This window comes from Tindallia texcoconensis (assembly GCF_055383815.1).
This window is the reverse complement of sequence record NZ_AP042431.1, coordinates 2,081,682-2,103,958: the sequence shown is the minus strand read 5'-3', so window position 1 is coordinate 2,103,958 and position 22,277 is coordinate 2,081,682. Positions and strand designations below refer to the sequence as shown.

The following is a 22,277-nucleotide window of genomic DNA, read 5'->3' as shown; positions in this document are numbered from 1 at the left end:
CTAAGGTGACGTTCTTCAATCAATAAAGGGGGATTATTTATTCAGTCATTTTTGATTGCTTGTTTAATATAGATGTTCAAATTGTGACAGTGTTTGATGGGTTGATGCCGCAATTCTATTAGCTTCTTCTGGTCCAATCCACTGAGAAATAGGCATTTGACCATTGTCTACCATTTCCTGAATATGATCGTCATGATTGAAAGCTGCCTCGTAAGCTGCTAGCAACATTTCATATCGCTCTGGATAAGTCTCTTTAAATACTGTTGTAACGGCAATTCCTCTGCAAGATGCTAGTCCCATGGCTGTTTCAATAATTTCCTCGTCATCAAAGATTTCATCAAAGCTTGGTGCATCTGGCCAGATAGAACTTCTTTCATTCCAACCAACACCTAAAGATTTTGACTGATCAATGAGCTGCGCGCTTGGAGCCACGTTGGTAAAGGCAACATCAACATGTCCTCCCAGAAAAGCCGTTCTAACATCTCCTCCACCATCATAGGGTACCATAATTGGCTCAATTCCCAGTTTATCAATAAGGTACTCCATGAATATATGGCCACCACCCATTTGGGCAACACCGATAGAAACTTCACCTGGGTTTTCTGCGATATACTCAATTAATTCTCCCAAGTCATCCCATGGAGCATCTTCCGCAACATTAACCGCTACTGGGTCAATATGATGGAAGTTTAACCAATGGATTTCCTCGATGGAGTATTCGGCTCCCTGACCAATAATGGTATTGCTGGCATGGGGTTGGGTGGCAAAAAGAAGCGAATAACCATCATCTCCATCTCCCGACTGCAATAAGTGAGTAATTCCAATTTGCGTTCCAGCGCCCTCTCTGTTTTCAACTAAGACGTTAACTCCTATTTCATCCGCTAAATATGGCGCAACTACCCTGGCCGCCAAATCCGTTCCGCCACCAGCAGAAAATGGTACCGCTAATTCAATATTTCTACTTGGGTAACCGTCTCCTCCGGCAGTTTCCTGTCCATTAGCTTCTTGTGCTGCTTCTTCTTGAGAACCACCACAACCTGCTAACATCATACTCACCATCAAAATAGCCACTAGAATCGTTATCATACTCCACTTTTTTGTTTTAAACATTGTAACCCTCCTCATTCTTTTTATTAATTCGTTGATCTAATACCTGGCTTTTTATTGGCTTTTCATCCCCTCCTCTTCCTGTCTTGCAATTACCTTGCAAAGAGTTTTTTGGGTTTATTTCATTTTTTTGTTTCTCATAGTTGACATGTCCAATAGCAGGGTGAAACGTTTTCCAATTTCCGTTCAGTATACTGTATACAATCTAAGGCAAAGTTGATGGCTCTTGGCCATCCACTTACACTTACACTTATTTATTCTAAAACCACGTCTAAATAGGCTTTCTGAGCATTATTTAAATGACTGATCACTGCATTCCGTGCTTCTTCTTTGTCTTTTTTGGAGATTGCTTCTATGATTTCATCGTGCTCTTCAATGGCTTCTTTTCTTCTGTTGATTTGACCTCTATTGGCTAATCGGAATCTTTCTAAGTAATCTAAATGTATATCTATAAGTCGTATCAACCTTGGCTTTCTACTGGTTGCTATCAATTGTTGATTAAATTGTTTCAGCACTTTATTAAACAACTCTGTTTCTCCTGCTTCCGCGTGTTTTTTAGATCTTTTGGATAATTCTCTAAGGTTATCTAATTCCTCTAAGGTAATATTGTCTACGGAGTATTCCACCGCCAAGACTTCAATGGCTTTTCGGATAGAGTAAACTTCAATGATATCTTCTTTACTGATTCCTTTTACAATAGCCCCTCTTCGAGGTTTATACTCCAGTAATCCTTCTGCTTCTAATTTTTTTATTGCTTCTCTTACCGGCGTTCTGCTGACATTCATTTCTTCAGCAATATTACTCTCTATCAATCTATCGCCATTCTTAAGGTCTTGACTAAAAATCATGTCTCTTAAATTGCTATAGACCATATCACTTATGGACTGTATGTTCTCCACTTTAATTGCTGCACTCATTATTAACACCTCTATTTAGAATGATAATCTATTAACATTGTTCCTTAGAACCTCTGCAAACGATTTCTTGTTTATTGTATACAGTATACTTCTTTGGGTGATGGCTTGTCAACAAAATTTCAAAATAAACAAAAATTTATGGTTGAAGTTCATCGTTGCTATTTATTTTTTTATATTTTATAATGAATTCTGTATACTGTATGCAAGAAATCCTTTTCTCTTTTGTCAATGCTTTTATCTTTTCCATGTTTCTGTTCCAGAAAATAAATTTCACTAGCTTATTATTTAGGAGGTCCTATCCATGTTAAAAAAGCGACTGTCTTCAAGTGCTATACCCTTAAAGATCGTTCTTGTTTTTTTACTTTTTTCGGTCCCACTTATTGCACTACCCTACAATAAAACTCTTTTATTCTATGGTGTCTATTGCTGGTTGATTATGGGGGTTTATTTTTTTATCTCCACCAGATTCATACGCAATGACGACCAAGTTTTGAGTTATCTTACTGATGTTGCTGGGGGAAACTTAGTCGTATCCTCCGAACTTGGCGAAGAAACAAAATCAGTTATCCTCTCTTACTCACAGAAAGTGAATCAAATTGCTTCCAGGATTTCATCTGCAAAAACCATGCACCTAAAAGAAGCTTACGACTACGAAGGCTTTATTCGTAACCATAAAGGAATTAAGCGAATTTTTATAACCGACGAAAATGGGCAGCAACTCTTTAATTCGGCTGTAACAGATCCCAAAAAATTATTATTTAATGGGGATCGTTCCTATTTTAAAGAAGCAAAAAATACTGGAAACATCCAAATATCAAAATGCACCTTCTCTAAGCGAGAAAATAGACTTGCTATTATTGTTGCAGCACCTTATGAAAATAATGGTAGGTTTCATGGCATTGTAGCCGCAACCATTGATTTAATAGAGATAAGCCCAGCTTCGGAGGAAAAGCAGAACATTGTTTTAGGAACGATACAAGTATTAAATGGTTTGCTGCGGAATATAATGCAGGTATCTGCAGATGCTAAGGGATCAGCGGAAACACTAGCTACATCCACACAGAAGGCAAGCGCAACGGTGGAAGAAGTATCTAAAGCCATTGATGAAATTGCTGAAGGTGCCTGTGCTCAAGCTACAGATACAGAGTATGCTTCTCGAACCGTCTCAAAACTGTCTGAGTTTTTTAAAAAAATGGATGATAAGGCTTCTGAAATGAATCTATTTTCTGAAAAAATAGTAGGTGAGGAAGAGCGTGGTCGTATGGCAATCAAACACCTAAAGGAAAAGTCTGAATTAGCAGAGAATACAAACGAAGGTGTTGAACAAGCAATATCTGAACTTGACAATGATTCACAATCTATTGGCAGTATTCTTGACTCCATCAGTTCCATTGCTGTTCAAACAAACTTATTAGCTTTAAATGCTTCTATAGAAGCTGCTAGGGCTGGAGAACAAGGGAAGGGATTTGCTGTGGTTGCAGAAGAGATCCGTAAACTTGCAGAGGATTCCAGTGAAGCTGTAGATCAAATTCGCGGGATTACGACTGCTATTATCCATGGAAGTGGTCAAACGGTTGAAACCATGAAAATAGCTAGGAAAATTTCTACTGAGCAAAAGGATGCTGTAGGACATATGGAGGAATCGTTTAACCAAATATCCGAATCCATCATAGGCATTACCCATGGAATTCAAAGCATTAAAGGATCCTCTGATGATTTGGCACTTGTTGTATCTGAAATTGTAAATACCATGACGAGTATATCCGCTGTATCTGAAGAAGCGGCGGCTACTTCTGAAGAAGTCAATGCATCCATGCATCAACAGGCATCTGCCGTAGATGAAATTGCGTCTGAAGCCGAAGCGTTAAACGCTATTTCCATCAAGCTTAATAATGAATTAGCTAAGTTTAAGGTTTAGTTTTTATCGGATTGTTTCTTTTAGCTGGGATCCACCAATGATGCTTTCCAGCTTTAAGAAGCGTCCTTCCATCAGATAAATAGCTACCGTTGCGGCCAATAAATCCGCACATCCACCAGGACTGATGTTTTGGTTCCTAAAATAAGTATTCAGTTCTAAGACAGCGCGGCGACCTTCATGATTTTTCATCCCACCTTTTGCAAGGACATCCACCGATGCCTTACGGCATTTTTGAAGTCCCTCTAGACCAACTCGAGAAACAACCGTAGTATCTTCCACATGAGAAAACAAGTGTAGCAACGTATGTACCATGGCATCATTAACTCCCATTCCACTATTCACACTATCTCGGAAAATAGGATATCCGATTTTCTTTATGGAAGGAAGCCCCCGCTCTACTTCACCTCTAATACCGGTTAATCCATGTTTTAAGTATAAATTTTCACCATTTGTTTTCACTGTTTCTGCATCCATAGGGCTTAGTTCTTTGTTGATAATTCCTTTGCATATCAAAGCCACGTTATCGCATATATGTTCCATTGATTTTTCTCCTAAATTAGTCGCAAGACCAGCTGCAGCAGCTACGATTCCCCCAAGAAACAAAATTCCTCTTTGGGTATTCACCTGACCCGTAAAGGAAAGAAATTCTTTTTCTGCTTCTATTCCTAGCGGCCGTAGATCTTGGAGTAGCTTTTCTTCCATTGTACAGTCCAAACCCTTTTGTGCAAAAATAGAAAAATAGGGGGCTATGGCCGCACTGCTTAAAAGAAAACTAAGCATATTCATATCCTTATGGGCTCCCATAGAATTTGGACTTACCAGGCCTGGTGATGGTTCACAAGACACTTCTAAAAGCACACCGGCTGTCATGGCCTGTCCAATGGTTAAGGCTTCTTTGGATAGTTTCCACTGCGTTTCATTCATTAGCTACCAATCCTTTAGAGATTATTTTTTCAACGCTCTTTTTCACATCATCATAACTATGTGTTTTTTCCCGGTAACAAAACAAGGCGGAATCATGGCACACCATACAGTCTCGTCCTTCCATCAACAAATCCTTACGGGAAAGTACTCTTCCGGATTCCTCTAGCACGTCGATATCAAAGATCCTTCCCATTGGATGCTTGTTTTCCAGTTCAATGGCTTTTTCTTTCACTTGGATTGCTGATTCTTTAATAGCCCAAAAAGCCTCTGGCCCCCATTTTCCCACTCTATTATGCCTATCCATAATACGATGATTGTATGTACTCTCTATGGCATTGATCGCCATTTCAAATACACTTTTCCAGTCCCTGTAAAGTTCAAAACCTCCTGGTAGATTAAGTGTCAAGGAAATAATCGGTAATTGGTGTCGAGCTATCAGTTCTTTTTGAAAAGTACTCCGTTCTTCTTTTGCCTCTAATACTCTTGTCCTTAGGTGATCCATCTTCCTTCACTCCATTAATCTGATTTTTACAGTATGTTCTAATGTCGGCTATTTCTAGTTTTGAGGGCTTCAATTATTTCTTGTCCTTCCTTCCTTCGTAAATACTGATAGGTACTTTCTGGTACAAGTTGTCGTATGGTAGCTAGATTACCTGCTGCTAATTCTTTCCGTACTAAGGATGCACTAATACAGAAGTCATCTTTTTTCTTTCTTTCAAATACTTTTAACTCGACACCAGCCTCTGGTAAAACCTGCTGCATCGTTTCGTTATACATTTTCGTTACAGGACAATATGGTTCTTCTCCTACATATCTTCGCTGTATATTCAATGCTGGCACAATAAATTCGGTGAAAATTTTCAGGTCTAGTAAGGTATGTGAGCGTATTACTTTTTCTCCCTTTAAAAAATAGCTAGGAAAGGTAGCTGCTGAAATGACATAGTGATCGCCTTTATGCAATTGAACATTTTCAAGATGTTTTACACCAGCTTTTACCAATTCATACCTGGTTTCTGCTGGAAAGCTAGAACGATCTTCCCATACAATAAATAGATGAAGCACATCACATTCCTTTGCTGCCTGTTCAATTAAATATTGATGCCCTAAGGTAAAGGGATTACAGTTCATCACTATGGATCCTATAACATTTCCGTTTACCTTTTTATGTTGCAATTCTTTCACATAGTTCTTTATCCCATTCCTCTTGTTTTCCAGTAAACATACATGATCCTTCACTTCCGTTATGGTATAGAACCCCAAGTCTTCAAACATTCGACGATTTTCTGGTTTTGTATATATAAAAAGATGTGTTTCTCCAAGCTGATACGCTTCATTAATCAGTTGTGTGACTATTGTATTGGTTATTCCTTCTCCTTGATAATCTGGTTTAACTGCCAGAGACTTCAACACATTCCTGCTTAAAGACCCCGTGGCTATGATTTCTGTAGCTTTAAATACACCTACTGTATATTCTACATCTTTTTCCAAGGCTAATCCTTGCTCCATCAGAAAAGATGAAACAATTTTCTTTTCTCTGTCTGTGTTCATTTCCCTTAAGGAAAATCCAGAAGCCATATTCATTTTCTTCACTCCCTCCCCCTATGAAAGTATATCCACTTATTCCAATAGTTTTTTAGTCGGCATAAACATTTTATTTTATTAAGGAATCTTGCGAATGCTTTCTGAAGAAAGACGGTGGTAAAGGGTTTTAATTTCCTCCCCATCAATCATAAGCCTTGGATTCAATTCATATAAGGGTACAATAACAAATCCACGTTCTTTCATTCGAGGATGGGGTATGGTTAATGCCTCTTCCTTGCTGGTGAGATCATTGAATAGTAGGATATCCACGTCTATGGTACGTGGTCCCCATCGAATCATACGCTTTCTTTTAAGGGTTGCTTCTATTTCATGACAAAATGCCAATAACTCGTAAGGCTCTAACTTAGTTGTTAGTTCCACCACCATATTGAGAAAAGCATCCTGATCTACATACCCTACTGGATCGGTTTCATAAAGGGAGGATTTGCGACAGCTCACGGTTTTTGGATGGATTTGAATTCTATCAACGGCTTCTTCTAAATACCTTTTCCGATCTCCCATATTACTGCCTAAACTCAAGTAAACATTATTCATGTCTTGCCCTTTCTATTTCGACTCCAAAATAATCATAAATTCCTCTTACGGGGGCTTCTGGCTTTTTTACCCGCACCATTACTTTCCTAAGGCTTTGATATTGCTTCAGAATGCTGTCTCCAATTGTTTCAGCCAGGGCTTCGATCAAATGAAACTGCTGGTTTTCTACCAGGTTTTTAACATCGGCATACACATCGGCGTAACTCACAGTATCTTTTACATCGTCTGTAGTGCCAGCCACTTTTAAGTCTAGGAATAATTCTACATCTACTATAAATTTTTGCCCTAAGCGTTTTTCTTCTTCCAATACGCCATGATACCCGTAAAACTGAAGGTGGTGCATCAAAATTTTATCCATATTAAACCCCTCTTAGAATGGCATCCGCTACCTTAATGCCTCTTAGATTTTCCTTGATATCGTGAACTCTTATGATATCAACCCCTTGATAAACTCCCATTACATTGGTAGCCAAGGTGCCTTCTATCCTTTCTTCTGGCTCAACCTCTAAGATTTTTCCAATCATAGATTTTCTGGAAGTTCCCAGTAAAATCGGATACCCAAACTCTTGAAATTCCCATAACCTACTCATGAGATGAATGTTTTGTTCTGGTGTTTTTCCAAATCCAATGCCTGGATCCAATACAATGTTTTTATCTTTGATCCCAGCTTGTTGGGCCATGGCAATGGATTTTTCGAAAAACTTTTTCATGGCATCTACCATGTCTTCTGTGTATACGGTCCCCTCCTGATTATGCATCATACATACTGGTACACCAAAGGATGCTATCACAGATGCCATTTGATCATCTTGTTGAAGTCCCCACACGTCATTGATCATATGAGCTCCAGCTTCTAATGCGACTTTTGCCACTTGTGATTTATAGGTATCTACGGATATCGGGACATCCAATGCTTCTACCAAAGCCTTTACCATCGGCATCACTCTCCGAAGTTCTTCTTCCTCTCCCACTTTTTCAGCTCCTGGTCTGGTAGACTCTCCCCCTATATCGATGATATCTGCTCCTTCTGCAACCATTTTTTTTGCATGAAGCAGGGCTTCTTCCAGATTGGTAAACAATCCTCCATCCGAAAAGGAATCTGGGGTTACATTTAAAATTCCCATCATCAAGGTTCGTTGTCCTATGGGCAAGGAATATCCTCGTAGATCCATCTGAAACCCTGACTTCTGTAGGTTTTTTTCGTTTATCTGCTGGAGCAGTTCTAATGGCTCTATCTTTTCCTTTTTTTTCTTTTTTTCTATCATATTGGCCATCTCACCCTTCATCTGTTCTTGTTTCTTTATCGTCCAAATTCAATCAATGTGATGGCTTCCGCCCTGGATTTTGCATCATTTTTAAAGATGCCTCTCACAGCTGAGGTTACGGTTTTTGATCCTGGCTTCTTAACCCCTCTCATTGTCATACACATATGCTCTGCTTCTACTACTACGATCACACCATAAGGCTCCAGCTTCTCTTGAATGGTGTCTGCAATAGTGGACGTCAACCGCTCTTGAAGCTGTGGTCTTTTGGCAATAGTGTCCACGACTCTTGCCAGTTTGCTTAGACCAGTAAGTTTTCCATTTTTAGGAATATACCCTACATGAGCTACACCAAAAAAAGGTACCAAGTGGTGTTCACAAACAGAGTGAAAGGCAATGTCTTTGACGATTACTAACTCTTCATGTTTTTCATCCTGAAAATATACTTCCAAATGTTTTTGTGGCTCTTCCTTTAGACCAGAAAAAATTTCTTCATACATTCGAGCGATCCGATCTGGTGTTCCCACTAAACCTTCTCGATCTGGATCTTCTCCTATGGCGTGTAGAATCTCTCTTACGGCATTTTCTATTCTTTTTTTATCCATTTATCCCTACCCCTCTCCCAGATACATTCCATCCTTACCGATCGATCGGATAGACATCTTTTTCAAATGTCTGTAACCCTCCGCCTACATGTTTCAATACATATTCTGTCATTTTTTCTAGAACTTCATAGGCTTGTTCCGAATCTGCCTCATAAAAATCTTGAATCATCTGATACAGTTCTGGCTCTTCACCACTCAACTGCTTTAACTGCTTTTTCCTTTTGGGAATCATCCGATGCCATAATTGGAAATAGTTTTCTATCAAGGCTATTACATAGCTGTTTTTCAAATAATTAAATTGCACTTTATCTTCTTTTTGATGAAAAAGGTCTTTCAACTTTTGACTTAAATCAAATCGAATAAATCTAATTTCTGCATCAGATGTTTGATGGAGGATTCCCTTGGGATTCTCTGCTTCCATTTTCTTGACCTGCTTCTTCAAATCAGTTATCCCAAGAGAAAGGGCTGGATCACCCGTATAAAGTGTCGAAAATCCTTTGATAGCATCTACCCAAATCCTTGATTTCACCTGAAGTTGGTCCCGAAGGAGTTCTTCTGAAATATAGGAAATATCAAATTCCAATCCTTCTTCTTGAAACACTTCCCTGTGAAAAACAGCGTATTTGGAATCCATAACGAGCAGGTCTAGATCTCTTACCACAGGGTTTCTTTTTTCCAAGGCTTCTTTGGATTTTTTTCCAAGGCTTCCAATTACACTTTCTGGATGCTCTTTTTTCAGTCTTTCTATGACGATTTCGGCTATTGTAAGCATCCCTTATACCCTCTCTTTCCAGCTTCTAAAGGCTATTTTGCAGCTTCCCGCGTAACTGTTTATTCATTTGGGAGGCCGTATGGTTTTCCCTTATATCGTATCTGGTATTTTCAATCTGTCGAACTGGCATGGCCCACATCAAGGAATTGGTCACAAACACTTCTTTACAACCCAGATAAAAATCTTTTTCCATGGTCCCTACCACTACTTCTTTTCCCATGTCTCTCAGCAGTTCTATGACCGCCTGTCGCATAATGCCACAAAGCAACCCTGATTCTTGAGAAGGTGTATACACTTTGTCTTCTTTCACCAAAAATACATTGGTAGTGGCACCTTCTGTGATGCATCCTTGGGAGTTGAGAAATAGAACTTCATCGTATAAATCTTGTTTCCCTAGACGTAGTTCAATAATCTTGTTTCCATAATTACTGGTTTTATGGTAGGTTAATACATTTTGTTCATCATTAATAGACTTTGCAAATCTTAAGGAAAATCCTTTCTCATAAACCCATGGCTGATAAACCCTTGGGCTGTAGGTCAATAACACATGATCGCCTTCCCCTAAATCCATTACCATCAGTTTAATGGCACCTTCCTTCACAGCAAAAGCTTCTGTAAGTTGGTGGATATCCTTTTTTACACGAAGTATTTCTAAACACTTTTCCGACCCCAAAACCTTTAAGGAACCGTTAATCCGTTGAATATGAGCTGCTAAAAATTCAGGCTTTCCCTCTTTTAGTTTGATGGTTTCAAACAACGATAACCCATATCCTAAGGACGGCGAATGAATATCCATGGGTATTTTTTCTTCTAAAAACAACGTTGAATTATATACAAACATACTGGTTCCTTTCTCTCAATAGCCTAGGCCATTCGCTATGAAGTCTTCAGTATCTAAGGGCTTCCATCAAGGCTTTGGCTTTGTCCATCGATTCCTGGTATTCGCTTTCTGCATCCGAATCCCATACGATACCGCCCCCCACTTGAAAATAAGCCGTATTTTCTTTGCATACAATGGTTCTAATGACAATGTTCAAATCCATCTCTCCATTAAAACCAATATAACCAATGGAGCCTGTGTAAATATTCCGCTGTGTTGGCTCTAATTCATCGATGACTTCCATGGCTCTTATTTTAGGAGCTCCTGTAATAGAACCGCCTGGGAAAGTTGCCATTAAACAATCTATTGGGTCTTTATTTTCTTCAAGTTCTGCTCGCACGGTGGCTACCAGATGAAATACGGTTGCATATTTCTCTATCACAAAAAGTTCTGGCACCTCTACTGTCCCTACCTTAGCAATTTTACTCAGATCATTTCGTTCCAAATCTACAATCATTAACAGCTCAGAGCGATCCTTTTCCGATCGTAACAGTGCTTCATAATGGGCCTTATCCTCTTCTTCGTTTTTTCCTCTTGGACAAGTACCTTTGATGGGTCTGGTCTCGATGATCCCCTTACGCAAACTAATAAATCGTTCTGGTGAAGATGAAACGATATGCCCTTCTCCAAAGTCGATGAAGCTGGCAAAGGGGGCTGGATTGATATCCCGCAGTTTTTTATACAGTTCAATTGGCTCGTCTCGAAGAGGGGCTTTAAACCGTCGGGTCATATTGGCTTGATAAATGTCTCCGGCCTGAATATAGGCTTTTACATCGTTAATGGCTTTTTTATACTGGTCTTTTGTCAAGTTTTGTTCAAAGGATACTGGTTCTTCCTTGAACTGAGGGTTTACTGGTTTAGGGTTTTTCTCAAACTCTTTTATGATTTCATGTAAATGTCTAACCCTTTCTTCTGCTCCTTCTCGAACACCTGCATCGGTTATGTACACCTTTTCCGCTTCATGATCAATGACCACAGCGCCATCATAAAATCCCAGATATAAATCTGGTATCTCTACATCGTCTATGGTGGTAGGATTAAACTTTTCGATATGATGGCATAAATCATAGCCAAAAAAACCTACCATGCCGCCAATAAACGGCAAAAAGCTGTGATAAGGATGATGATACTGGTGATAAAGCTCTTTTAATGCTTTAAAAGGATTCCCATTCTCCTCCTTGGTGTGTTCCTTTTCAATCCAGCTTAGCTTCCCATTTTTAGCCTTAAAGATTTTAAACGGATTATTCCCAATAAAAGAGTATCTCCCCAGTCCGCCTTTGTTCATCCCACTATCTAAAAAAAAGGCATAGGGTCCGTCTTTGAAAGCGGTGAATATACCAAAACTGTCTAGGGCTGTCTCAATCTCTCTAATGATCATTCTTTCACCTACCTGTTCCTGTTATATTCTGTTCAACCTCTGGATTTCATTGTTGCTTCCTGTTTTTAGCTTCTTGTATGAAATTATCTAGTAATTCCAGCCCTTGTTCCGTAAGAATGGCTTCAGGATGAAACTGAACCCCTTCCATCATGTATTCCTTATGTCTCAAGCCCATGATTTGCCCATCTTCTGTAGTTGCCGTTACGGAAAGGCATGTCGGCAGACTTTCTTTTTCTATAATTAGGGAATGGTATCGTGTCACGTTTAAAGGATTCTTTAACCCCTTAAACACGCCTTTCCCATCATGCTTGACAGGGTGAACCTTTCCATGAACTGGCTCCAAGGCTTGTATCACCTTTCCACCAAAAACCTGCCCTATGGTCTGGTGGCCTAAGCAAATCCCTAGTATCGGATACGTGCCTTTCAATTCTTCCACCACAGTTTTACTTATTCTTGCCTCATTGGGTGTACAAGGACCCGGGGAAATAACAATAACTTCTGGATTCATGCTTTCAATTTCTTCAATACAAATGGCATCATTCCGAACCACTTTTACGGTCTCTCCCAATCGCATTAAATAGTGCACCAAGTTATATACAAAGGAATCGTAGTTATCTATCATTAAAATCAAATAATCGCCTCCCAATTTTTCTCTTCACTTGCTCTGGAAAATCAGAGTAGTTTCTTCGCATAAAGTATTGTATCATTGAACATATCTTAATTTGTCACTATTTCAAATTTTGCATCCATCTCAATGCCTCGATTATACCCTTTGTTTTTGCACAGCGTCAACCAGATGAATGAAAAAATGGTAGTTCCCCGCACTACTGCTTGCTGTGAAAGGAGACGACTTTATGTTTAATTATATTACTTTTGAAGAAGGCATTTTTGAATCTATTTCTCCAGAAACCTTTAAAGAATGGATGGTAGGTTCTGGTCTCAGGGGTTTTGAAGTTGCTGTCCACGAAGCCCTTTTGCCCATGGTACAGTACCGCGATTTTCTAACCTACTTTTCCTCCCACAAGATGTTTTTTAACTATCATGTTCCAGATTTTATCTCTAAAAATGAATTCGCCATTGAACAATGGCTGGTAAATAGTGACATCCAAAAGAACTACGAAGCATTTTTCTATCAACTTTTAAGGCTTCATGAATCCGCTGCCATGGATTACACTCCTATTATTACCTTTCATGGCGCCAAACAAATCCCTGGCACTTCCTCTCTTGCAAAGGAGACAACCCGCTACTTTTGTGATTTTGCTTTGAATCTTTTTACACAGGTTAAGATGCCCTTTGCCTTAGCCATTGAAACACTTCACCACTCTACAAACCAATTCGGCAGCCGAAGAATAGAGGTTGAAGAGCTGGTCTATGAATTCCAGGCCTCTAATTTAGGCATTTGCTGGGATATGGTGCATGATTTCCGAAACGATGAATCCAGCGACTTACCCCCTCCGTTCTTTTTGGAAAAAGTACTGATCGGCCATATTCACGGTTTTGGAAATTATAAAGACAAAAAAACCGACCATTTGCCGTTATGGTCTAGTGAAATTGACCTCAGCCATCAAGTCAAAACCCTTAAAGAGATCCACCCTCACGTGCCTATCGTTCATGAGCTTCTTGCCCATGGATGCACATCTTATTATGATATGCTCCAAAAAGATCTTCTTTACAAACAAGATTTCCCTAGCTAAAGACGGCCGCGTGATCCGCAATAAAAAAACATGGGCGTTTATAATCCAATAGCCCTCATTTTATTAAAGCCTAATTCATTGGTAGCCCCCATAATGGCATTGATTTCAACTTCAATGCTATTCTTACAAGTATTTTCACTTTCGATGTCACTGGCAGTCGGATCCTCTGATTGGATGCTCCCAATCACTTTCTCCATAGAGGGTAGTATGATGGTTTCGTTGGCATTCCCAGTGGACACCACTGCATCTGCTTGAGGGTCTGCGTCTGCCAAGGATTGAGAAGACCCATCCCGGCCTGCATATTCGTCTGTTACAAGCACTGTTTTGATCCCCTTTGCTTCAATTTTCCTGCAATTCATCATTAAATCAGCATCCGTGTTGCCGTACTCTTCTTTTGAAATGATGACACCGTCAAATCCACATTCTTCTACCAATTTTGCCGTATCATCAGAGGCAGAGATTTTGTCTTTCAACGTTACGTTCATATTGGTGATGATTACTCCACAAAAATTAAGATCTTTGCCATGTCGATCATATAAATCTTCTATAATGGGATTATTCAAGTGATGATACGTGGTATTCTTATCACAGGGGATGGTGATATTGCTGCTGACAATTGCCCCGTCCATCACTTCTGTTGGATAAATATAGGTAGGGGGTCGTTCTTTGACGTTCTCACCATAGACATAGGTATCCTGTAAAAGCCCCTGGCTTTGAAGCATGTAGACATAACCTACCTTAGGCAATTCTGGATATTGTTTCTCCTGTTTTTCTATGGAAAGGGTTTCATAGACGACTTTTTCCTGTCCTATCGCCTTCTGACATGCTTCACCGATATACTGAGCAATTTTTAGACCCGCCAACCGTAAGGCTTCTTCATATTGGGAGCTTTCTAAACCAGAAATCGGATCACAGTCTAATACAAGGTTATTGGTTTTAGAGAATGGTGTATAGGCTGCTCCCGGACCAGACATGTCTATAATACCTGTCTTGGCATCAAGCTTTTTTTCCGTGATTACTACGGCAGAACCTTTAAATACTTTGGTAACACCTTCCCCCACTTGGTTCCCACTGCCTACCAAACCCGGAAACACAGTTCCTTCACCTTCGACTTTTACCCGAGGCTCCATAACATCTCTTACAGAGAATATACGAACCAATTCCCCTGGCTTTACAATATCCATGGTGACGCTGGCAATGCGTTCATCTTCCTTGATTTTACCGATAATTTCCTCTTTATTCACCATCAAGGTGGTGCCTCTCATCCTGGTACTTTCGCTGAAAACCAAATCCTCTACTAGTACTTTTTCCAAAATCAACTTCATCATTATCCTCCTTTAAACCTTTTTCCTAGCTTTTCTTCCTGTTTTGTTACTTATTTTCGCAGTAAACAATTAAATTTGCAATGAATTTTTTAATGTTGACGATTCCGTCTTTATTGGATTTTTTACGGATATAATCCATTCTTTTTCGAATCTGTTCAAAATAAAATAGCGTGCTGGAAAATTCAACAAAGGTTTCATTCATATAATCTTCAATCCCTAAATGAGCAATGTTTGACATAGCCAAGGAGGCTGTACGCCTCATTCGCTGTTCCATAGACTTTGGCTTCGACGAAACTTTTTGACATAGTTCCCGTAAAGTCAAATTCGATAAATCTATTTTGTTTTCTAAACAATACTGGCAAATTCGTATGATATCCTGACTTCCTTTTTCTCCCATAACCCCTAGCTGAATCAGCACATTTTCTAAAGGTTTTATGCATACTTGGTCCTCTTGGGCACTATGGACTGAGGGTTTTTGAACCATAATCGATTGGATTTTTTTAATGGTTTTAGAAATTTCCATTCGCTCCTTGACTTTAAGAAGAATATTTTCTACTTCCAGGGCATTCACAGGCTTATGAATGAAGTATTCCACCCCATAGGAGTATGCTTTCCCCACCATTTCTTTTGCCGATACTTGAGAAATCATGATAAATTCCATTTCCGGATATTTTGTCTTCACTTCTTTAACAATAGACAAGCCATCTTTCTCTGGCATCAATAAATCAATTAACACTAAATCTGGTTGGGTCTGGTAAATGGCCTCTATCCCTTGCTGAGCAGAGGTAGAGGTAGCTATGATGGTTCCTAGGTGACAATCTTGAATAATTTTTTTTAAGATGCGTACTACATGAATATCATCATCTAAAAGAAATATTCTCATTTTATTCTCCCTCCAGTTGTTCAACAGGAATAGCAATTTCAAAACAGGTCCCCTGACTTTCTTTAGAATTCACTGTTATGGAACCTTTCAAGCAGTCTACCACAATATTCTTTACAAGACTAAGGCCTAATCCACGATTAACTTCCCCTGTCCTATAATCAATTTTTGATGAAAAACCTGGATTAAAAATATGCGGGCGATCTTCTTCCGAAATACCAGAACCATTATCCTGAAAGGAAAAATAGTGAAAGCCTCCTGTTTTCCGATGAGAAAAATCAATACGTCCCTGCTTGGAAATTGCTTCTATGGCATTGGTAATTAAATTTCTAAAGAGCGACATTAAATAATAATGATGCTTTGTATAAAAATCATCCTGATATGTAAATTCCAACCTAATTTTTTTATTTGTTTCTTGTACTTGAATCTCCATACTTTCTTTTAATATTTGAAGGAGTTCATGAAAATTCATGCCTGGATCTACCATTTGATTTTTTAGTACACTTTCCATGCCTCGTACCACCACCAATGATTCTTTTTTTATCTCATGGATATTTTTGCAAATATCTAATGCTTGATTTTCCCAGGTGTCTGGTTCTTTTTCTTCTGAAATTTTCGTAAAAAGATCATAGGTATTGCTCATTACTTTTTCAATATGGTCCATATTTTTTTCCATCCAGTATACTTCTGTTTTAAGCCGAACCGTAAACCAAAGCAGTTTTTTATACCGTTTTTCGTGTTCTTCGCGAATCAGAAACATTCGATAATGTTTTTGCCCAACAATCAAGAGAATGGCAATGCTGGCCCGTATCAAAGCCGCCATAGCAAGCCCTCGTAAAATAAATACATTTTCCGTAAAGAATGGATTCCCAATCCGCAGGTACACTTCTAATACATTTCCAAAAAAATCTGAGAACAAGATTAATGAAAATAGCTCATCTATTTGCATTGTTTTTTTTGTTTTTTGGGCGAGGAAAAAAATGAAGCCATATAACAAATAGAATGTCATTTCCGGAAAAATATCTACTACCTGTTGACCTGCCACCAATCGAAATGCAAAAAAGGAAATACTGGATGCCAGACCAAGGAATAGAGGGTTTATTTCATCATACAGGTATAAAAAAACAGGAAACAAGATAGCGGCAAAGGAAAGTTTAAAGTTCGAAATATAAAAGTTAATATAAAACTGAGAAGCAACTCCAATCAGCAGTGCTACAAACAGCATTTTTTTTACCCGTTTCAATTGATCACCTCTTACGTTACATTTGTAAAATTGGTTGTTAAGATCTTCAAGGCCATGCCAACAACATCCTATCTTCCTTCCAAAATCTCTTCTGCCGGTCATTCTCTTCTCTCTAGTGTATCACGATGAATCCATCCTTTTTCTCAAAATTCTTAGGATCTTGTCTTTTATTTTACCAAAGTCTGGCATTTTTTGCTTGCAACTCTTCAATGAATGACCAAGACCTATTTTATGATGAGAAACCCATGACTATAGGATGTTTTTCAACTATAACACAAAGCCCTAAACACTAGAAAAAAACTAATGTTTAGGGCTTCTTATACGTCAAAACTTCTTCTAAGGATTTTTATGACCAATTCCTTAGTTCAACGGTGTTAGGAAAATCAGTGAATTTAACTCTGATGTACCCCTTCCTTTTGCTTTCTTGGCACTGGCTTGATATGCGGAGATCGAAGTGCCTCTTTTTCGTCGTATTCCTTAAGCATTGCAAAGACAATGGGACTTAATCCAATTAGCCCTACTAAGTTGGGAAGAGCCATTAATCCATTAAACATATCCGACAGCCCCCAAACAATTTCCAATGGAATCACCGCACCTACAAACACTAGAATAATCCATGCCCATGTATAAAACTTAGTGATTTTAAGGCCTCCAATATATTCTGCACATTTCACTCCATAATAATACCAACCTATAATTGTAGAAAAAGCAAAGAATATCAAGCCTAGGGACACAATATACCCGCCCACACCAGGCAATAATGTATCAAAGGCTACTGTGGTGAGTGCTGCCCCTCTTAGGCTTTCTTCAATCACCATAGCACCAGCATCATTCATTACTACTAAAGGTGAAATTAAAATGACAAATGCGGTCATTGAACATACCACTAAAGTGGCAATAAAAGTACTGAGAGATGCTGTAATTCCTTCTGTAACGGGATTTTCATTTTTAGAAGCAGCGTGGGCAATAGGCGCACTACCAAGCCCTGCTTCGTTGGAGAAAACACCGCGAGCGATGCCCATCCGCAAAACGGTTCCGAGTACCCCACCACCAACTGCAGCACCAGTGAAAGCGTTTGCAAGAATTAAATTAAACACATATGGAATAAGCTGATAGTTGGATATAATTGCCACGAGGGATCCAGCAATATAGATGAATGCCATGGTTGGCACCATTTTTTCCGTGACTTTCCCTATGTTCTTTACCCCTCCTAAAATAACACATCCGGATAAAACTGCCATAATAACACCAGAGATAATCGTATTTATTCCAAAAGTGACTTGCAAGGATTGGGCAACTGAGTTGGCTTGAGCCATATTTCCAGTACCAAAAGAAGCCAAAAATCCAAAGAAAGCAAATGAGGCTCCCAACCAAGCCATGTTTATCCCATAACGTTCTTTCATTCCATGTTCAATATAATACATCGGTCCACCTGATTTTTCTCCGCTTTCATTGGTCACACGATATTTAACCGCTAGCAATGCCTCGGCAAAACGAGTTGCTCCACCGATGGTGCCACTGACCCACATCCAAAAAACGGCTCCTGGGCCTCCATAAACAATAGCTGAAGATACACCGACAATATTGCCTGTTCCAATGGTGGCTGCCAAAGAGGTCGTAAGTGCTTGAAAGGAACTGATGTCTCCTTCTTGATGATCATTCTTCTGAAAAAGTGATTTTACTGCTGTACCAATTTTACGAAACTGCACAAACCTGGTACCAATACTAAGATAAATACCTGTCCCTACTAGCAGAATGATAGTAAAGGAACCCCAGGCCAATTCTGCACCTTTCGCAACAAAACTTTGAAATAAAAGCATATTTTATCCTCCCTTTTTTTTGCTCAGGTACAGGATAAAACACGGACTTCATCAAACTTCATTACGTATCAAATGACTCGTAAAAAATTTCCATTTCTCTTTATTTTTACAATATATGATCAATTCAGCCAGACGTAGGACAACCATATGGTTTTCAAGCAGAGTCTATTTGAATACCAAGGTAAATATGCAGGAATAACAGCATTCGCAAAGGTGTTGATTCAAAAACACTACTCAAGGTGATGAATACTCTTTAACCCTTAATCGATTTGGACATGAAGCAAAAAACTTTTGTTTCCTAGCTCAACGCTAGTAAAAATATTCGTCTTTTGACCACCTCTATCTCCCAACTTCCGGATAACAATACTATGTCATTTTTATTTCAATATACAATACTTTGCATAGAGCATGAGTATATACGCATACAGTCCATTTTCACGCGTCTTTTCAATGGTTTTCCAATTTAAATACACTACACTGTCAAATCACAGCATACTTCCAAACCCGAAAGTGGATCTTTTTTAAAAATGAGACATCCTTACAAATTTAAAATGACGACTTCGAAACAATCTCCCTTCATATAACTGGTTAAACAAACCAGTTGGTTACTAATGGAGGGATTTTACTATGTCTTTAATGAAACTCAAACACGGTCGTATTTCAGCCACCTCGATGACTTATTCGCATATGAGTCATCCACCTGAGCAAGGTGGCTATCAACCTTCAAAAGGCATCACCACGGGAGTTTATCACCAAGAAAACTATGAACAACGACAAAGAATTAGAAGACAGACTATCCAGGAATTACTTGAAAATAATTTTGATAAGGCTACCAGTCGCTTTATCACGCTTACTTTTTCGGAGGAATGCCTTCCTCCATCAATCGACCATCGCCCCTTCAAAAACTTCATCAAACGTATTCAATATCGTTATCATCACTACCGATATGTCTCCATCATGGAAATCGCTAATCATGAAAACACTTCTCGCTGGCATTATCATATAATCTGCAACCTTCCACATATAGACCATTCAGAACTTCTATCTCTTTGGAAATGTGGTGCGGTCAATATTCAGCAAGTTTATAACCTAGAAAAACTGACGCGGTATCTCACAAAACAATTTTCGCAGTACCAACCTGCTCTTAAGGGAAAAAAAGTATACTTCTGTTCCAGAGGTCTCGTACGACATCAAGTGGCACGATCTTGGATTGAAGAAGAGGCTGAACAATTTCAAAAAAACCACCATGAACTTAAGTATCTGAAACCCAGCTATTTATATTCTGGAGAGAATGAATATATTGGTCATTTCACCTATGCAAAATATAATTTTCCACATCCAAAGCACCCTGTTGCTGGATTGGCTGTAAGAAAATGATGTTTTATTAATTTATTATAACCATGTGAATCAGGCGAAAATCTCACATCAATAAAGCTATCAATCCTAAAAAACCAACCTTTATTCTCTTTAATCATCTTCTGGGAGTGGTTTACAGTCCACTCCCAACATTTTTTTCACTGACTTGCATTTGTTCCACTACCGCTGTTGAGCCGCTGTAGTTTGTTAAATCATTTGCTGATACGTTGTAAATTCCTCCCTGTAACAATAGGACACACATCACCATCATTGGTATTACTACTTTCTTAACTCCCATAAATCTTTTGCTCATTTGAAGTCCCCCTCCATGATCAGGTTGTAATTTTATCTATACTTCATATCAACATCCAAATCAACGCTGATGTTTTATTATTTCAAACTTATCAAATCTCAACGAGCTACAATCTTTATGTAGTATATGAATCAGAATTTCTCTGTCCTATACGTCCTCGCACTATGCCCACCAGTTGACGATACCTGAAAAGTGATACTTTGAAGTTTGCCACCCTCGCGTCGTATTGTTACTGTATCGCCCATTTTGTCTACATGATCGTACTCAGGTGCATGGATGTTTTCGATGAATTGGTATTCATCATCGTCATCAAAACCTATATGATCATGTACTGCTGATACAGAAATTGCCATTAATACAATTATTATTATTGTCGATAATAATAAACTACTTATTCTGTGTTTTGTTTTAACCATTATTTGTACTCACCTCCATTATTGGTGTTACTCTATCTCCAATCAGATAATATTGTACTGTTAACGCTTACAAAACCATTATGTCCTTCTCCTGCATGATATCCATCAGATACTGTGAAAACAGCGTCTGCTTGCTCTATTTTGCCATTGTTGTTTCTTTCTGCAATTCCATACGTTGAATATCTTCCGTTTAATAGTTGTACAACTGCTCCTTGAGCGACTTTAGCTGTGTATTCTGAATTGCTTTGAATGAAATTTACTACCTCTATACGTATACTTTCATCAATAGCCCCTGGATTTTTATAAACTCCGCTGTTGTTGATCACATCAAAATGCTCTTCATAAAGCCTCTTGCTTTCTTCAACACTCAATTCTTCACCCTCTACCACAGGCGGTACCTCAGTTTCTTCCTCACCATCAGTATAAATTCGAATCGTTCTTGTATCATTCTCCCATTCGACTCTTGCTTTTAATTGTTCACTGACAAACCTTAATGGTACGTAGGTTCTACTATCATTGATTTCTGCTGGTACTTCTATTTGTTGTCTCTGTCCATTTACTGTTACTTGCCTACTTCCGATTTGTAATAGTATAATATCTCCGTCTTTCTCAAAACCTACGATTCTATTTTCTGGATTCCATTCTACTTCCGCTCCAAGTTCTCTTGCAATAACTGCGATTGGTACGAGTGTTCTTCCATCTCTGATGAATGGTTCTACGCCTCTGAAATCTAACTTCGTTCCATCTACGTAAACCCCACCATCAACAACGCCTAATGCTGAATTATATGCAACGTTTTCTTCACTGACTTGCATTTGTTCCACTACCGCTGTTGAGCCGCTGTAGTTTGTTAAATCATTTGCTGATACGTTGTAAATTCCTCCCTGTAACAATAGGACACACATCACCATCATTGGTATTACTACTTTCTTAACTCCCATAAATCTTTTGCTCATTTGAAGTCCCCCTCCATGATCAGGTTGTAATTTTATCTATACTTCATATCAACATCCAAATCAACGCTGATGTTTTATTATTTCAAACTTATCAAATCTCAACGAGCTACAATCTTTATGTAGTATATGAATCAGAATTTCTCTGTCCTATACGTCCTCGCACTATGCCCACCAGTTGACGATACCTGAAAAGTGATACTTTGAAGTTTTCCGTCTGAATCTCTACTTATTGTTACTACGTCGCCCATTTCGTCTATATGATCGTACTCAGGTGCGTGGATGTTTTCGATGAATGTGTATTCTTCATAAACTCAACCCCTCACGTTAATTTATCTATATTTAACTTATAAATTACGCTTATACTTAAGCATAAAA

Annotated in this window: 23 protein-coding genes; 3 read left to right on the top strand and 20 right to left on the bottom strand. The window is 38.8% G+C overall.

All coding sequences use genetic code 11. The features are described 5' to 3' along the window. Positions 1–63: 63 nt before the first annotated feature. Both ACZ47N_RS09425 and ACZ47N_RS09420 read right to left on the bottom strand, forming a co-directional pair. On the bottom strand, positions 64–1,110 hold the full coding sequence (locus ACZ47N_RS09425; protein WP_464886299.1) for a tripartite tricarboxylate transporter substrate binding protein: 1,047 nt from the start codon (positions 1,108–1,110) through the stop codon (positions 64–66). Positions 1,111–1,361: 251 nt separating this feature from the next. After that, on the bottom strand, positions 1,362–2,024 hold the full coding sequence (locus ACZ47N_RS09420; RefSeq protein WP_464886298.1) for a GntR family transcriptional regulator: 663 nt from the start codon (positions 2,022–2,024) through the stop codon (positions 1,362–1,364). A gap of 301 nt (positions 2,025–2,325) precedes the next feature. On the opposite strand from ACZ47N_RS09420, the gene ACZ47N_RS09415 reads away from it, so the two are divergent. Then, complete coding sequence (locus ACZ47N_RS09415; RefSeq protein ID WP_464886297.1) at positions 2,326–3,942, top strand: methyl-accepting chemotaxis protein; 1,617 nt, start codon at positions 2,326–2,328, stop codon at positions 3,940–3,942. 3 nt (positions 3,943–3,945) lie between these two features. On the opposite strand, the gene ACZ47N_RS09410 is transcribed toward ACZ47N_RS09415, so the two are convergent. The 11 genes from ACZ47N_RS09410 to ACZ47N_RS09360 all read right to left on the bottom strand — a co-directional run bounded on the left by ACZ47N_RS09410 (position 3,946) and on the right by ACZ47N_RS09360 (position 12,521). After that, positions 3,946–4,866: a triphosphoribosyl-dephospho-CoA synthase gene (locus ACZ47N_RS09410; protein ID WP_464886296.1), complete on the bottom strand. Its 921-nt coding sequence runs from the start codon at positions 4,864–4,866 to the stop codon at positions 3,946–3,948. Further along, positions 4,859–5,368, bottom strand: coding sequence for a citrate lyase holo-[acyl-carrier protein] synthase (citX, locus tag ACZ47N_RS09405; protein WP_464886295.1), 510 nt, complete (start codon positions 5,366–5,368; stop codon positions 4,859–4,861). Before citX ends, ACZ47N_RS09410 begins: the two co-directional genes overlap by 8 nt. 38 nt (positions 5,369–5,406) lie before the next feature. Beyond that, positions 5,407–6,447, bottom strand: coding sequence for a [citrate (pro-3S)-lyase] ligase (gene citC / locus ACZ47N_RS09400; protein ID WP_464888432.1), 1,041 nt, complete (start codon positions 6,445–6,447; stop codon positions 5,407–5,409). 78 nt (positions 6,448–6,525) lie between these two features. Further along, positions 6,526–7,002, bottom strand: coding sequence for a 2-amino-4-hydroxy-6-hydroxymethyldihydropteridine diphosphokinase (folK, locus tag ACZ47N_RS09395; RefSeq protein ID WP_464886294.1), 477 nt, complete (start codon positions 7,000–7,002; stop codon positions 6,526–6,528). After that, positions 6,995–7,360 (bottom strand): dihydroneopterin aldolase, encoded by a 366-nt coding sequence (folB, locus tag ACZ47N_RS09390; protein WP_464886293.1) that lies wholly within the window; start codon positions 7,358–7,360, stop codon positions 6,995–6,997. Before folB ends, folK begins: the two co-directional genes overlap by 8 nt. A gap of 1 nt (position 7,361) precedes the next feature. Beyond that, complete coding sequence (gene folP / locus ACZ47N_RS09385) at positions 7,362–8,174, bottom strand: dihydropteroate synthase (protein ID WP_464888431.1); 813 nt, start codon at positions 8,172–8,174, stop codon at positions 7,362–7,364. A gap of 128 nt (positions 8,175–8,302) precedes the next feature. Continuing rightward, on the bottom strand, positions 8,303–8,869 hold the full coding sequence (gene folE, locus ACZ47N_RS09380; RefSeq protein WP_464886292.1) for a GTP cyclohydrolase I FolE: 567 nt from the start codon (positions 8,867–8,869) through the stop codon (positions 8,303–8,305). 34 nt (positions 8,870–8,903) lie between these two features. Beyond that, positions 8,904–9,641, bottom strand: coding sequence for a hypothetical protein (locus tag ACZ47N_RS09375; RefSeq protein WP_464886291.1), 738 nt, complete (start codon positions 9,639–9,641; stop codon positions 8,904–8,906). Positions 9,642–9,666: 25 nt separating this feature from the next. Further along, positions 9,667–10,482, bottom strand: coding sequence for an aminotransferase class IV (locus tag ACZ47N_RS09370; RefSeq protein ID WP_464886290.1), 816 nt, complete (start codon positions 10,480–10,482; stop codon positions 9,667–9,669). Positions 10,483–10,528: 46 nt separating this feature from the next. Next, positions 10,529–11,899, bottom strand: coding sequence for an aminodeoxychorismate synthase component I (gene pabB, locus ACZ47N_RS09365; protein WP_464886289.1), 1,371 nt, complete (start codon positions 11,897–11,899; stop codon positions 10,529–10,531). A 46-nt stretch (positions 11,900–11,945) separates the two neighbouring features. Then, the gene (locus ACZ47N_RS09360; RefSeq protein WP_464888430.1) at positions 11,946–12,521 is read right to left on the bottom strand and encodes an anthranilate synthase component II; all 576 of its coding nucleotides are present in this window, start codon (positions 12,519–12,521) and stop codon (positions 11,946–11,948) included. 232 nt (positions 12,522–12,753) lie between these two features. Between ACZ47N_RS09360 and ACZ47N_RS09355 the strand changes: the two genes are divergently transcribed. After that, positions 12,754–13,593 (top strand): hypothetical protein, encoded by an 840-nt coding sequence (locus tag ACZ47N_RS09355; RefSeq protein ID WP_464886288.1) that lies wholly within the window; start codon positions 12,754–12,756, stop codon positions 13,591–13,593. 38 nt (positions 13,594–13,631) lie between these two features. Here ACZ47N_RS09355 and ACZ47N_RS09350 read toward each other — a convergent pair whose 3' ends face one another. The 4 genes from ACZ47N_RS09350 to ACZ47N_RS09335 form a co-directional block, all read right to left on the bottom strand. Next, on the bottom strand, positions 13,632–14,918 hold the full coding sequence (locus ACZ47N_RS09350) for a glycine/sarcosine/betaine reductase component B subunit (RefSeq protein WP_464886287.1): 1,287 nt from the start codon (positions 14,916–14,918) through the stop codon (positions 13,632–13,634). A 46-nt stretch (positions 14,919–14,964) separates the two neighbouring features. Then, positions 14,965–15,801 carry a DNA-binding domain-containing protein gene (locus ACZ47N_RS09345; protein ID WP_464886286.1) on the bottom strand — a complete coding sequence of 279 codons (837 nt, stop codon included), beginning with the start codon at positions 15,799–15,801 and terminating at the stop codon, positions 14,965–14,967. A gap of 1 nt (position 15,802) precedes the next feature. Further along, positions 15,803–17,041, bottom strand: coding sequence for an ATP-binding protein (locus tag ACZ47N_RS09340; RefSeq protein WP_464886285.1), 1,239 nt, complete (start codon positions 17,039–17,041; stop codon positions 15,803–15,805). A 392-nt stretch (positions 17,042–17,433) separates the two neighbouring features. Continuing rightward, the gene (locus ACZ47N_RS09335; protein ID WP_464886284.1) at positions 17,434–18,861 is read right to left on the bottom strand and encodes an alanine/glycine:cation symporter family protein; all 1,428 of its coding nucleotides are present in this window, start codon (positions 18,859–18,861) and stop codon (positions 17,434–17,436) included. A 627-nt stretch (positions 18,862–19,488) separates the two neighbouring features. Between ACZ47N_RS09335 and ACZ47N_RS09330 the strand changes: the two genes are divergently transcribed. Then, positions 19,489–20,238 (top strand): rolling circle replication-associated protein, encoded by a 750-nt coding sequence (locus tag ACZ47N_RS09330; RefSeq protein WP_464886283.1) that lies wholly within the window; start codon positions 19,489–19,491, stop codon positions 20,236–20,238. A gap of 112 nt (positions 20,239–20,350) precedes the next feature. Here ACZ47N_RS09330 and ACZ47N_RS09325 read toward each other — a convergent pair whose 3' ends face one another. The 3 genes from ACZ47N_RS09325 to ACZ47N_RS09315 all read right to left on the bottom strand — a co-directional run bounded on the left by ACZ47N_RS09325 (position 20,351) and on the right by ACZ47N_RS09315 (position 21,902). Then, complete coding sequence (locus ACZ47N_RS09325) at positions 20,351–20,530, bottom strand: hypothetical protein (RefSeq protein WP_464886282.1); 180 nt, start codon at positions 20,528–20,530, stop codon at positions 20,351–20,353. A 131-nt stretch (positions 20,531–20,661) separates the two neighbouring features. Next, on the bottom strand, positions 20,662–20,883 hold the full coding sequence (locus ACZ47N_RS09320; RefSeq protein WP_464886281.1) for a hypothetical protein: 222 nt from the start codon (positions 20,881–20,883) through the stop codon (positions 20,662–20,664). A gap of 95 nt (positions 20,884–20,978) precedes the next feature. Continuing rightward, the gene (locus ACZ47N_RS09315; protein WP_464886280.1) at positions 20,979–21,902 is read right to left on the bottom strand and encodes a copper amine oxidase N-terminal domain-containing protein; all 924 of its coding nucleotides are present in this window, start codon (positions 21,900–21,902) and stop codon (positions 20,979–20,981) included. Between the last annotated feature and the right edge of the window lie 375 nt (positions 21,903–22,277).